10 protein-coding genes and 2 pseudogenes are annotated in these 13,049 nt (G+C 66.0%); 8 read left to right on the plus strand and 4 right to left on the minus strand.

Annotated features, from left to right (window positions below):
• Nucleotides 1-288: transposase (locus ACZ5IK_RS16920; protein WP_465488516.1), on the plus strand; the 288-nt coding region annotated here is incomplete at its 5' end.
• On the opposite strand, the gene ACZ5IK_RS16925 is transcribed toward ACZ5IK_RS16920, so the two are convergent.
• On the minus strand, nt 289-1,155 hold the full coding sequence (locus ACZ5IK_RS16925) for an esterase/lipase family protein (RefSeq protein WP_465488517.1): 867 nt from the start codon (nt 1,153-1,155) through the stop codon (nt 289-291).
• Between the two features lie 175 nt (nt 1,156-1,330).
• Between ACZ5IK_RS16925 and ACZ5IK_RS16930 the strand changes: the two genes are divergently transcribed.
• From ACZ5IK_RS16930 to ACZ5IK_RS16940, 3 genes and pseudogenes are all read left to right on the plus strand, one after another.
• Entirely contained in the window at nt 1,331-2,224 is an 894-nt protein-coding gene (locus ACZ5IK_RS16930) for a tyrosine-type recombinase/integrase (protein WP_465488518.1), read from the plus strand.
• Between the two features lie 232 nt (nt 2,225-2,456).
• Nucleotides 2,457-3,629 carry a hypothetical protein gene (locus ACZ5IK_RS16935; protein ID WP_465488519.1) on the plus strand — a complete coding sequence of 391 codons (1,173 nt, stop codon included), beginning with the start codon at nt 2,457-2,459 and terminating at the stop codon, nt 3,627-3,629.
• Nucleotides 3,630-3,851: 222 nt separating this feature from the next.
• Nucleotides 3,852-3,968: pseudogene (locus ACZ5IK_RS16940) on the plus strand (hypothetical protein); the annotation flags it as partial.
• Nucleotides 3,969-4,609: 641 nt separating this feature from the next.
• Here the strand turns inward: ACZ5IK_RS16940 and ACZ5IK_RS16945 are convergent.
• Complete coding sequence (locus ACZ5IK_RS16945) at nt 4,610-5,413, minus strand: hypothetical protein (protein ID WP_465488520.1); 804 nt, start codon at nt 5,411-5,413, stop codon at nt 4,610-4,612.
• A gap of 120 nt (nt 5,414-5,533) precedes the next feature.
• On the opposite strand from ACZ5IK_RS16945, the gene ACZ5IK_RS16950 reads away from it, so the two are divergent.
• Nucleotides 5,534-6,361 carry a hypothetical protein gene (locus ACZ5IK_RS16950; RefSeq protein WP_465488521.1) on the plus strand — a complete coding sequence of 276 codons (828 nt, stop codon included), beginning with the start codon at nt 5,534-5,536 and terminating at the stop codon, nt 6,359-6,361.
• A 340-nt stretch (nt 6,362-6,701) separates the two neighbouring features.
• Here the strand turns inward: ACZ5IK_RS16950 and ACZ5IK_RS16955 are convergent, their stop codons facing one another.
• Both ACZ5IK_RS16955 and ACZ5IK_RS16960 read right to left on the minus strand, forming a co-directional pair.
• Nucleotides 6,702-7,232 carry a DUF402 domain-containing protein gene (locus ACZ5IK_RS16955; protein ID WP_465488522.1) on the minus strand — a complete coding sequence of 177 codons (531 nt, stop codon included), beginning with the start codon at nt 7,230-7,232 and terminating at the stop codon, nt 6,702-6,704.
• A 958-nt stretch (nt 7,233-8,190) separates the two neighbouring features.
• Nucleotides 8,191-8,415 carry a hypothetical protein gene (locus tag ACZ5IK_RS16960; RefSeq protein WP_465488523.1) on the minus strand — a complete coding sequence of 75 codons (225 nt, stop codon included), beginning with the start codon at nt 8,413-8,415 and terminating at the stop codon, nt 8,191-8,193.
• Nucleotides 8,416-8,635: 220 nt separating this feature from the next.
• Here ACZ5IK_RS16960 and ACZ5IK_RS16965 point away from each other — a divergent pair, with 220 nt between their 5' ends.
• The 3 genes and pseudogenes from ACZ5IK_RS16965 to ACZ5IK_RS16975 all read left to right on the plus strand — a co-directional run bounded on the left by ACZ5IK_RS16965 (nt 8,636) and on the right by ACZ5IK_RS16975 (nt 12,983).
• Nucleotides 8,636-12,316, plus strand: coding sequence for an nSTAND1 domain-containing NTPase (locus ACZ5IK_RS16965; RefSeq protein ID WP_465488524.1), 3,681 nt, complete (start codon nt 8,636-8,638; stop codon nt 12,314-12,316).
• 200 nt (nt 12,317-12,516) lie between these two features.
• Nucleotides 12,517-12,813: pseudogene (locus ACZ5IK_RS16970) on the plus strand (ATP dependent DNA ligase); the annotation flags it as partial.
• 26 nt (nt 12,814-12,839) lie between these two features.
• Nucleotides 12,840-12,983 carry a hypothetical protein gene (locus ACZ5IK_RS16975; RefSeq protein WP_465488749.1) on the plus strand — a complete coding sequence of 48 codons (144 nt, stop codon included), beginning with the start codon at nt 12,840-12,842 and terminating at the stop codon, nt 12,981-12,983.
• Nucleotides 12,984-13,049 lie beyond the last annotated feature (66 nt).

Below are 13,049 nucleotides of genomic sequence, written 5' to 3' on the forward strand. Positions count from 1 at the left end.
AATGCCTGGGATGAGTTCACGCCGTTCCTCGACTACGACGTCGAGATCCGGACGATGATCTGCTCCACGAACGCGATCGAGTCGCTGAACGCCCGCTATCGGCGAGCGATCCGCGCGCGCGGGCATTTCCCGACCGAGCAGGCCGCGATGAAGTGCCTGTACCTTGTGACCCGCAGCCTGGACCCGACCGGGACGGGCCGCGCCCGATGGACGATGCGTTGGAAGCCAGTGATCAACGCGTTCGCCATCACGTTCGGTGACCGCTGGCCGGGAGCTGAAACCTACTGATCAACAACGCCGGAAACACCGATCATGGGATAGACCCTGAGGGGTCTCGTTAAGCCGAGGCTGACGGAGGGTCTCTTGCTGGCCGGTGGCACCAGGCCTGGCCTGCAGTGCCGTGACGATTCCGGTGATGAAGCGTTTGACCTGGCTGTAAACCAGGTCGCTGGGAGCACTGGGCTTGCAGATGTCGATGTGGTCCGCGTCCACTGGGATCGGTGTCTGGCCCGGGATGGCGGGGTCGGCCGAGCCCGCGTCGACAACCTGCACACCCTTGGTCGGGCGGGTCTCGTAGAAGATCTTGTGCTCGATATTCGTTGTCGGGTGTACAGCCCAGTTGCGGTATCTGGTGTTGAGCTGCCGTAGATGAGTGCTGTTGCGTTCCAGGGCGTCGACCGCTGGCGTCTTGCGGTAGATGATGGATAACGCCTTGACGACAGCCATGGTGACGACGTCGGAGCCGGTGTGCGGGGTGGCCAGAAAGACCACCCCGCGGGTGGCGGTGGCGAACTCGGTGTAGTCGGCGCGACCGTCGGCCGCGTGCAGCAGCATCTCCTTGACCACCAGCCCGCCCATACTGTGGGTGACGAAGCACAGCGGGCGTTGCCCGACCCCGTGACTTTCCAGGTGGGCCAGCAGGTTGACCGCCCGATCCTGGATTGGCATCGCGTGACCTAACCAGCGGCTCGACGCCGCGGCATACCCCAGCGACCAGACAGCCAATCCTTCGATGTCCCGCCCGAGCCACTCCGGCCAGAACGTACTCTTCCGCTTCGCCGACCAGCTCTTACGAGAGTCGCCATCGAGGCCGTGCACGAAAACGACGTCCAATACCGGGTTCTCGCCGGAACTCACCTCGACGAGCTCGGTCACAGCTTGCCCCCCACATCGATTCCGGGCCGCCCCACCGCGACTTCAGCTTGGTGAACTGTCGTTTACCACCGCAGCCTCGTTACATGTTCGACCACCCTCCGTAAACGTCCTGTCATGCCGCAGGTGGCGCTCCCCGGTCTTGTGTAAGGAGCGATTTCTCCCAGCATCTGAGGTCATGGAGCCCTCAGACCTGGACGAAACTGTGTTACGACTGGCGGTTGCGGCGTACCTCGGACGCTACTCGGGTGTGTCGCGGACGCATTCGGAGTCGGACCTGCGGGTCTTCTTCACCTGGTGCGGCGAACGCGACCTCGCTCCGCTGGCAGCGCGCCGGGCGCAGATTGAGCTGTACGTGCGCTGGATGCAGGAGGTGCGACGGTTTAAGCCCTCCACGGTGTCACGCAGGATGTCAGTGGTCACTGGCTTCTACCGCACCTGCGTCATCGACGCCGTGCTCGAGCACTCGCCGGCGGAGTACGTCCGACGCCCCGTGGTGCCCAACGAGTCACCGACCCTCGGCCTGTCACACCTGCAGTTCGAGGCCCTGCTGACCGCGGCCCGGGAATCGGTCAACCCGTTCGACTTCGCACTGGTCGCGATGCTCGGCCTACTTGGTCTCCGGGTATTCGAGGCCTGCGGCGCAGACATCGGCGACATCGGCGAGGAGCATGGACATCGGGTGCTGCGGGTGGTCGGCAAGGGCAGCAAGGTCGTGCTGGTGCCCCTACCGCCGGCGGTCGGATGGGCTATCGACCGAGCCGTTGGAGACCGCGATCACGGTCCGATCCTGCTCAACCGACGAGGCGTCCGCATGGACCGGCACTGCGCAACCCGGCGGCTCCGCCGGTTGGCCGAGGCCTCGGTGGTGCGGCTGCCGCGGATGCACCCGCACATGCTCCGCCACACCTTCGTCACCACAATGCTCGACGCGGGTGTCGACCTCCGCGACGTCCAGATCGCAGCCCGCCATGCCGACCCACGCACGACCATGCGCTACGACCGCGCCCGCAAGAACCTCGACCGGCACCCGAACTACATCCTGGCGGCGTACATGGCGTCCGCAACCTGATACCCAACGCACTGTCTTGCCGATGAGCGGACGTCGGCGATTCGAGCGGAGAACTTTCGGTCGTCGGATGCTCGGGGCCCAAGACCGCTCGCGGCGGGCTCATGCGCTGGTCTGCGTTTCGGCCTCCTCGCAGGCAGTCACGTGATCTGTGTCTCCGGATGGAGAGCCCCGGTATGCGTCCCGGCCGCCGGTCTGCTCGCTAAGATCTGATGATCACTTTGGGGGTGATCGCGTGTTCGAGCGCTATCTGGCCGGCTACCGCTACTTCGCGTTGTTCGAATCCCAACGCGCCATGTCCGATGTCGGTAATGCCAAGGACCTCTACCGCAGCATCGGCTCTCACGACGAGCAGAAGTACGTCGGGCACGGCGTGTGGACGCGAAGCGATGGTCTGTCGAGAACCGGCGACCGGAACTCCTACGAGGACTACCGCGAGGTGAGCACCGCAGAGCTAGAGAGGCTCAGGCAAGTGGCCGACGACCGCGGGCCCGCGAAGCACGAGCGGCGGGACGGGTTCGAAGGCGGCGGCTTCGCGGTGTTCCGGCACGAGGCCGACATGGTCGACCTGCGCTCCGCGTGCGCCGTGGTCGACGAGTTGCTGCCGGAACACCGTTACGCGTTGCCGCTGGCGCCCTTCGAACGGGACAGCCTTACGGGCATCGTCGCTCTGCTGGCGGCACGGCGACGAGCCGAACAGGTGAAGGGCCACTACTACTTCGCGGAGTTCGAGAAGCTGGACGACGTCGCGGACCTCGACCGCGCGCACGCGCTGATCCGCTGCCCCTCAAGCGGCGACGGCGAATGGGAGACCTACCTGAAAGAGGGTAGGTGGGTGCAGGGGAAGGAGCCGCGGGACAGGGTCGTGCTGCCGGTCGGCCGCGAGGATCTGGAACGGACCATCCGCGGACGGGAGACCGCCGAGGCCAGGTACTTCGACGTGTGGCACGGCCTCGCCACCAAAGACGGGTACTACGTCCACGATCTCGTTCGCCGCACCGGATCGGCCGACGAGACCCCCGACGACCTCGGCTGGCAGCACACCGACGTGCTCGGGCGGCTGGAGCCCGGCTGGTGGGTCGTGGAGTTCGGCGAGCGGCACTTCCGCATCGCACTCAACGTCGCTGCGATGATGGGGAGATCGCGCGCGTTCCGCGGCCGGGCCCACGACTACCAAGCAGTCTTCCGCAAAGGGGATGACGTCCACGATCTCGGCAACGTCCTCTTCCTGGCCAAGCGCCTGCCGAACCCGTATGAACTCGAATACGAGCTGTGGACACCGGAAGGCTGGCGGCCGACCAGCAGGCTGCTGCTCGAGTACACCACGCTCCCGATCTCCGAGGAAGAGCTCCAGCGGCTGGCAGCGTCCCACCCAGGCGAGCCGAGGGCCGACGATCTCGGACACTGAGGCAGTCGTGGTACGAGCGCCAACTCCCTCGAACACGCCATACAGTGGAGCCAACGGAATTCCCTGTGAGGCGACCACGCTGCAACGCACGCTCATGCCGCTGGGCGTGCGCTGGCATTCCATCAGGCCAACAAGCTGGCTGAGGATTCAACTCGGGGAGAGCGGGCGGACACGATGCACTTGCTGAACAGGGATCTGTCATCTCGATGTTAGTCCGGTGAAGACGTCGACATCGAGTCCGACCGCCGCGAAGAGGTGATCCAGTACGTCTACGACACCCACGGCCGCCTGCACGCCGCGCAGGTCGCGAACGTCATCACCTACCGCGCGCTGTCGGCGTCGGTGACCGAAGAGTGGCACTGGTATCAAGGCGAGCAGAACGCACTGCTGAGGTTCTGGTTGCATTTTCGCCACGCACCTGTCCTGCGGCTGCACGGCACTGGCGAGCTGCTTCACCTGGAAGACTCAATGCCCCCTAGCTCCTATGACATGGGCGAGTACGGCGAAGGCAAAGTCGGTCCCGCCCAGGCACCAAGCTTTCTCACGAGGTTCGTCGGCTTCCGACTTCGCGATGCCACCTTGATCCGGCAGTCGTCCGCAGAGCCATCCGTGGGCGGAGTTCTCCTCAGATTCGATGTCGGCGACGTGGCCGTCGCGTCCTCGGCCGACGAATGGCTGATAACCGCCGATGAGCTACCTCACGACGCCGCACCGCACCACCACATCGACACAGTGACCATCACCGGCTGCCCATGGCCCTTGCCGGCGAACCCGGCCTCCGCTCCGGACCGTTGAACACCACCGTCACTCAACCGAGCAGGCTGCTGCGATCGCCGCCTAAACCATTCAGCACCAACGCACTCTCATGCCGCATAGCGGGCACCCAGACCAGCGCCCGCTATGCGGCGTGAGCGTGCGTTCCGCAACCATGCTGGTGTTGCTGTGGAGGTGTTCGGGAACGCCGTGCGATGGGTGGCTGGTTATACAGCGGATGAGCTGTTCAGCGGCCCACCGGTGGCCATCGCCTGCGTCCACTGTTGGTGCTGGGTTTTCCAGCTCTGACTGCGATTTCCTGGGTGGATCAGCGGCAGCCATTGCATCTGCCGGCCGTTGACCGTAATCGCCCGCGCGCGACCGTAGTCTGCGTTGATTGTGAGCCTCACGCGATCGGCGTACGCGATCGCGGCCAGAACGTCCGCGGCTTCTTGACCGAGTGTCACGATCGTCGGTGCGCCAGCGTCTGTGATCTGCGCGCACAGCGTGGGACCTTCCTCGGTGACCGCGCGGCGTACGAGCGCGGCCGGAGATGGGCGGGAAGGCAGATCGGCGCGCGGCAGCGGCGGGTGCTGGTCGACGGTGAACGGGTCATAGACACTGCGTATGGCTGCGGCCTGAGACGAGGCGCCGGACTTGACGAAGTAGGTCGGGAGGCAATCAGTGAAGCAGACCTCGTCGGGAGTGACACCGAGCGGGGTCAGGACGTGGTCGACGACATGGCGCCCGGAGCTGCCGTTTCCACCCGCTGCAGCCACTGATCCCCAGCGCGGTGTCCATCCCACGGCGTGTTGCCAGCGCTTGATGCGCGATGCCGCGTCTGCTCCGTCCCAGAACACAGTCGGTTCATCGTCCACGGCCAGCGCACCCACCTTCACGCCGTCGGGCCTGCGCCACTGGATGTGCAGAGCGCTGGGATAGACGCCCAAGACGATCAGCGCGGCGAGGCCGGACGCTGGGACCCGCGGCGGCCTGCGCGTCGCCGGTTGCCCGAACGGAAAACGGCCCACTGAACCCCTCCCTCCAGGCTTGCACGTCGGAATCCGTTCGACACTACTCGTCGTGTTGCAAGGTGCTCCTAGTCTGCGACGTTTTAGCGGATCGTGACGTGTGGCGTGAAGGGTGGAGCAATGACGTTGTTCGAGATGACCGTTGAGGAGCTGGTCGCGGTACCGGCGACTGATTTCGCCACGGAGGGTGTGTGGGAGCGTCGGGATCTGCAGCGGCTTCTCCGGGACTGTATCGCCACCATCGACGACACGCTGCTGGTAGTGGCCGAGGAGTTCGGTGACTTCGAAGGAAGCGACCGGCGCATTGACCTGCTGTGCGTGGACAGAGAAGGCCGTCTCGTCATGGTGGAGCTCAAACGCACCCACGACGGCGGGCACGTGGAGCTGCAGGCCCTCCGGTACGCGGCCATGGTGTCGTCGATGATCTTAGAACAGCTGGTCGAGGTGTTCGAACGACACTTGGCCCGAGTGGATCCGACCCAGCAAGACAACGCCCGCGACACGCTAGCCGGCTGGCTGGAGGACGCGGGCGGCGATGAAGCCGTGCTGTCCGGGGAAGTGCGCATCGTGCTGGTCTCCGCCGGCTTCGGCAGCGAGATCACCACCACGATTCTCTGGCTCACCACGACCTACAATCTCGACATCACCTGCGTCCGACTGGTGCCGCACCGACTCGGGGATCGCCTGCGGCTGGACATCACCCAACTGGTTCCGTTGCCAGAGGCGGAAGAGTTCACGGTGAAACTACGTCGGCGCGAGCAAGCGGTTCGCGCGTCCAGCGACGGACGTGACTGGACTCAGTACGGGTCCGTCCTGGCTGTTCCTGTCGTGGGAAGTCCCGCCTCTGTCGCCTTTGTTGAAAGCGGCGCCGCCCCTGGAGTGCTCGTCGTCGGCTGTGGGTGTCCATCAGCCAACTGGTCGTGCGGTCGGGAGCTAGCAGCCGGGTAGAGGTCCGACAGCCCGTCGAGTCTGCCACGGAGGAATTCCACGCGGCACGCGGACACCGCAGCTCGCGTAACACCCAAGTCCGCCGATATGTCGGCGTCAGTCCGACGATCGGCCAACGCCAGCAGGATCTTGCTGTGCACGACCCGTTGGGCAGGCCCGTCCGTCTCCGCTGACCAGCGGCGCAGGACTCGCTGTTGCATGTCCGTAAGGACGATGGGTGCCGGATTCGTTGGACTCTCCACCCACAGAATCCTAGAGATAATTATGTCTCGCGGCGATGTCACCAAAGATCGGTCTGAGAACTGTGGCATTTCCTCAGCACCGATCGTCCGGCAGCCGGTCAGTCCGCGGGTGTTTCTGGTCTGCGGCTGGGAATTTCGATCTCGAGTACGGGCGCTAGGGCGGCCGGTGGGAAGTCCGGCCAGTCGGGCCCGTAGTGGTTCTTGCCCTGCAGGTGTCGGTCCATGAACGTCCGGGTGGCGGTCAGTACGTGGGCGACTTGCTGCGTGGTGAGTGCGCCTGTGGTCACCGCGTCACCCAGTTCGTGCAGGTCCAGCGTCCGGTAGGGAAATCCGGGTGGGCCGACGATGATGTCGACGTAGTGGTCGGTGACGTGGATCGTGTCGTCCTGTTCTCGGATCTCGACGAGGTCGATGTACCACCAGCCTGCCCGGCTCGGCTTGAACACCACCGGCTGATTGAGTTGGGCCGACTCGTCCAGCAGCAGGAAGACCCGCGGCCGACGTCCGGCATCCGGGCGGACGTACATCCCCTCCGGGATATCGAACTCATAAGCAGCGACCCGGCCGACCCGGACTCCCGGGCACGGCAGATCGCCGCGCAGCACCATCACCGACTCCGGGCTGCTCACCGCCAACAGCACCGGTACTGACCCAGTGAGAACGTCACATCTTCACTCTGCCGTAGCCAGCCGCCGTTGCCCAGCTTGGCTCAGATGGTGAAGGCCGCGGTCACCGCGATTCAGATCGTGGTCACCCACGGCAAACGTTTCCTCTCGATCCGACCCGTCAGCGGCGGGCTAGGTGCTCACGGAGCCGCGCGTGCCGGAATTGGTAGACGCCGCCAGCCTGGCGGAGCACGCCGCGCTGGTGCGCGTCCTCCGGGAAGGCCATCACCGACCAAGGCAAATCGCCGCGCAGCGCAAACCAGTTTCGCGCGAGTACCCACGGCCCCTAAGCGGTGAAGAAAAAGATCCATGCTACGGCGGTCTCGGCTGCGTTAATCAAGAACAGGGAAATCACGTCCAGCTCCCCGTTGGCGCGCCTGTCACTGGCATCAGGCAAACTGCTTACCGCAGCCCTTGACCGATCTTCCAATTGTCGCAAGAAGGAATGATCGACCAAGGGCCGCGCTCATGATCGACAGGGTAGGCAGCACCACCCGAAGGTTAAACTCAAGCTAGTCGCGCACAGGCGTCCATACGGAGCATCCGTACCCGGTCTCGCAGACCCGGAAAGAAGTGATGGTCGTGCCCGCGGTCTGATTTCCGCAGCCGCCGGCAGATCCATTCGCGTCCCCCTTGGTCATGACGCCACCGCCGGAGAGCCTGAACTCGCCGTGCACGCCGTGTCCATCGTTTTCCATGTCGCAGACCTGTACCCACTTGTGATCGCCGCCGACGCTGGCGTAGTTGGCTCCGTAACTGGTCGTGTGCATACTGAAAACTGCGTCTCCAGCCATGGCTGGAGTCGCAGACAAAGTGGGGACGATGAGCGCTGTGGCGATTCCGATGGTCGTGAGCAGAATCCTGGGTCGCATCATTGATCCCTTTCGGTGAGATGACTTGTTCTATCTGGGCGTGCAAGCGGTCACGAACAAAGCGTCGCGCCAACCAGCTTGGAATTGTTGTCCTCGACCGCCGTGCCTTTGGAGTTCAATACAGCGATCGGCTCAAAACTCGGATGGCATGCCGATGTGGGTGTTGAAGCCGCAGTGATAGCCGGACGGGCAGGACGGATCGGCGGCGGTCGGGCTAGCCAGCACGACGACGAGCGCCCCAGCGCGGCGGCGACAAGACGGAATCTACTGGTCATGCTGCATTCCTCCGTTGCAGATGGGGATCGGTGTCTCCGGTCCTGTCTAGTGCCGCTCGGGTTGTCTGGGTACTGGCCGGGGCCGTCAGACAAACAACTCTGGACAACGCAGAGACAATTGACGGTGAGCGATGGACGTCGTGGGTGATACAAGGAGGGAGGTCGGGGGATGCCGAGGCCGGAACGACCCTTGGACGAGTCGGAGGGCCCTGTCGCGCACATGGCAGCCGAGCTGCGGCAGCTGCGGGAGAAGGCGGGCAGGCCGGGTTACCGGCAGATGGCCGCGCGGGTGAACTATTCGGTTGCAACCTTGTCGGCGGCGGCGTCGGGCCGGCGGTTGCCGACGCTGGAAGTGACCCTCGCGTACGTCGCCGCGTGCGACGGTGACCTTGGGGAGTGGGAGCGGCGCTGGCGGGAGGCGGAGCGGCTGAGCGTCGCGCCTGTCGAGGACCCGGCTGTCGCGGGGAACTGGCACGAGCGTTCGCCGTACCCAGGGCTGGCGATGTTTCAGCCGCAGGACGCGGAGTTGTTCTTCGGCCGGGCTGCGCTGGTGGGCGAATTGGTGCGCCGGCTCGAGGAGAAGCGTTTCCTGGCAGTCTTCGGCCCGTCGGGTGCCGGTAAGTCGTCGGTGGTTCGGGCGGGGCTGGTCCCGGCCGTGGGTGGGCCGGTGGTGGTGTTGACGCCGGGCGCGCATCCGATGGCGGAGCTGGCGGTGCACTTGGCGCGGCATGCCGGTGTGCCGGCTGGTGGGTTGCTGGACGAGTTGCGCGAGGACTCGGCGCGGGCGCATCTGATGGTCCGCCAGGGCCTGCCCGACACGCCGGAGGGTGGTGATCTTCTGGTGGTGGTGGATCAGTTCGAGGAAATCTTCGCGAGCTGTGCGGATCCGGGTGAGCGGGCGGATTTCGTGGCCGCGTTATTGGCGATGTGCCGGGAGCCAGGTGGCCGGGGCCGAGTGGTGCTGGCCGTACGGGCCGATCACTACGCCCGGTTCGCCGAGTATCCGGAGCTGGCGGCCGCGTTGGCGGATGCGCAGGTGCTGATCGGTGGGATGAGCCCGGCGCAGCTGCGCGAGGCAGTGACCAGACCGGCCGAGGCCCGCGGTGCCCGGGTCGAAGGCGCGTTGGTAGCCACGATCGTTGCGGAGATGGTCGACTCGCCCGGTGCCCTGCCGCTGGCGGCGCACGCGCTGCGGGAGGCGTGGCACCGCCGTCAGGGTGCGATGGTCACTCTGGCCGGCTATCAGGCGGCCGGGGGTGTGGCCGGCGCGGTGGCCCGTACTGCGGAGCAGGCGTACGAGCGGCTGTCCGAGCAGGAACGGGACGTCGCCCGGCGGGTGTTACTACGGATGGTCGACGTCGGGCAGGACGGTTTGATCACCCGCCGCCGGCTGAGCCGTGCCGAGCTGGCCACGATCGAGCAGGCGACGGCCGTGATCGAGGCGTTCGCAGGAGCACGGCTGGTCAGTACGGACCGCGACAGCGTGGAGATTGCGCATGAGGCGTTGATCCGGGCGTGGCCGCGGCTTCAAGGTTGGGTCGAGGAGAGCCGGGCCGGGCTTCGGCTGCACCGCCAGCTGACCGAGGCGGCCGCTACCTGGGAATCGCTGGGCCGCGACGACGGTGCACTATATCGGGGGCTGCGGCTGTCGGCCACGGTGGAGGCGGCGGACGCGAAGATCATCGACCTGACCGGCGCGGAACGGGAGTTCCTGGAGGTCAGCCGGGAACGGCAAGCCCGAGAGACGCGGTCGCGTCAGCGGCGCACGCGGCTGGCTCTGATCAGCCTGGCCGTCGGGGTGACGGTGATGAGCCTGATCGCGGTTTTCGCGTTCCGGGAGGCGAGCCGGGCCAACAATGAGCGTGAGCGTGCCCTGTCGCATCAGTTGGTGGCCAACGCGCGCGATCAGCTGCAGGTCGATCAAGAACTGGCCGTGCTGCTGGCCAGGGCGGCCTATGACACGAAACCGACCGCTGAGGCCGCCGCTGTACTCCGCCAGGCCGTGCTCGACTCCCGGATGCGAGCGAGGGTCGTCTCGGGACAGCAGCAGGTCTTTGGCGTCGCCTACAGCCCGGATGGCCGGCTGGTGGCCAGCAGCGGCGCCGACGGCACGGTCCGGGTCTGGACCATGCGTGGCGCGGACCAGTTCGCCCCGGAACCTCGCGTGCTGCGCGACCACACGGGCTATGTCTGGAGTCCGGTGTTCAGTGCGGACGGCCGCTATCTCGCCGCCTGTGGGGTTGATGGTCTCGTGACCGTGTGGGACCTGACCACCGACGTGCCTCCACTCGTGCTGCGCGGCCACGGCGGCGTGGTGTCCACCGTCGCGTTCAGCCCTGACGGAAGGCTGGTTGCTGGCGCCGGCGACGACGGCACCGTCCGGGTCTGGGATCGCACGAGCGGGAGTCCACAACCTGCCCGCGCACTGCCGCTCGGCGGAGGCCCCGCTCAGGCGGTCGCCTTCAGCCCGGACGGCATCCATCTCGCCGCGGGCGGTGACGGGCCGGTCGTCGTCTGGGAGCTGGCCACGACCGCACCACCTGTGGTGTTGAGCGGCCACGAGAACACCGTCGAGAGCGTTGCCTACAGCCCTGACGGGCGCATGCTGGCCAGTGCGAGCTCCGATCAGACAGTCCGGATCTGGCCGGTCACCGGAGGCGAACCGCCATTGGTCCTCCGCGCCGACGACGGAACCGTCGAGACCGTGGCCTTCAGCTCCGACGGAAGAAGGATCGCCAGCGGGCACAGCGGAAGCGACACGATCCGGGTGTGGAACACGACGAAGGGCGACGGAGAAGATCCCGTGCTGCTGCACGGTCATCACGGACCGGTGTGGAGCGTCGCGTTCAGCCCAGACGGCTGGCGGCTGCTCAGCGGCAGCGGTGACGGCACGCTCCGGCTCTGGGACCCAGCCTATCCCGGCAAGCCTCAAGTGCTCGATGGTCACAACGGAGCCGCGTGGAGCGTGGCGGTCAGCGCCGACGGAAACACCATCGCCAGCGGCGGCGCCGACCGGACAGTCCGCGTATGGCGGGGCAAAATGCGGCAGGACCCGGTGGTGCTGACCGGTCATGGCGACGAGGTTTTCTCGGTGGCATTGAGCGCAGACGGCCGCCGGGTGGCAAGTGCGTCACGCGATCGAACCGTACGTGTCTGGGACACCAACAGCGGTGCCCTCATCGCCGTTCTCCACGGCCACACGAAGACTGTCTGGAGCGTTGCGTTCAGCCCCGACGGGCGACGAGTGGCCAGCGGCGGCGCCGACGAGACCGTGCGGATCTGGGACATCGAAGGTACGGGCGCTCCCATCGTGCTTAAAGGGCACGAAGCGTCCATCAGGAGCATCGCGTTCAGCCCTGACGGCAGGCACGTCGCCAGCACGAGCCAAGACACCACGGTGCGAGTCTGGAACGCCAACGACCGCGGAAAGCCCCTTGTCCTGCGCGGGAGCCCAGGCCTGGTCTGGAGCGTCACGTTTTCGCCGGACGGCCGGACGGTAGCCACTGGCGGCGACGACGGCAACATCCGAATCTGGAACACCAACGGAAGCGAACAGCCCCGAATCCTTCGCGGACACCGAGGACCGGTCTGGAGCGTGGCATTCCGTCCCGATGGCAGACAGCTCGTCAGCGCCGGACATGACAGCAGCGAGCGAATATGGGACACCACCACCGGAGAAGAACTCGTCTCGCTCCGCGGCCACGGCACCTTCGTCGAAGAGACCAAATTCGGGCTCGACGAAACCCTCATCACCGCCCACGGCGACGGCACGATCCGCCTGACCCGCTGTGACGCATGCGGGCCAATCAACCAGGTCCGAGCCATCGCTGACTCACGCGTCACCCGCTCTCTCAACTCCGACGAACGCCGCACCTACCTGCACGAACCAGGCCTCACATAACCCACCTGCCAAGCCCAGCACTTTCGACGTCGACCATCCGTACATTTCTGTGCACCGCCCGCCGCATTCACCCGACCCCAAACCAACGAGGATCGGCACCTCGGGAATGACCCGGTGCTGCGCCGCCGGGCTCTGTAACGCGTACTGGCCGAACGGGCGGAGGCGACAGGCGGCCGGGGACCTGTGATCCGCCTGGCGATGTGGCGGCTGGACGCCGGCGTCCCTGGACAGAGGCAGCCTGCTGGCAGCACCCTGACTGGGTATTCGACAAGTTCAGATATTGCGGCCTACCAGCGCCAGGGCAGGGACGCATCGCCGGAATTTTCGGCGGCCTCCTGCTCGGCGCCTACGACCCCGAGACCGCCGACCTGGTGTACATCGGCGACGTCGGCACCGGCTTCACAGACCGCGCCAGACAAGAGTTTCAAGCCCGACTCGAACGGTTAGAGCAGCCGCGCGGCCCGTTCACCCGCCAGCTGACGTGCCAGGACGCCCGTCGGGCCCATTGGGGTCGACGGGCGTCATGGTCGGCGAAGTGGTGTACCGGCAGTTCACCCGAGGCGAAGGACGCCTGCGGCACACCGCATGGCGCGGTTTCCGCTCAGACAAGGACGTCCGCGAAGTCGGGTGGATCACGACGTTCGCCGCCGACGTGGAGCCGTCGTGAGTCGGGACAACGAGCGTAATGATGTTGGTCCAGCTCGCGCACTGACGAACCACACGACTGGCTCGT

The sequence above is a fragment of the Amycolatopsis sp. NPDC031561 genome, assembly GCF_055580625.1.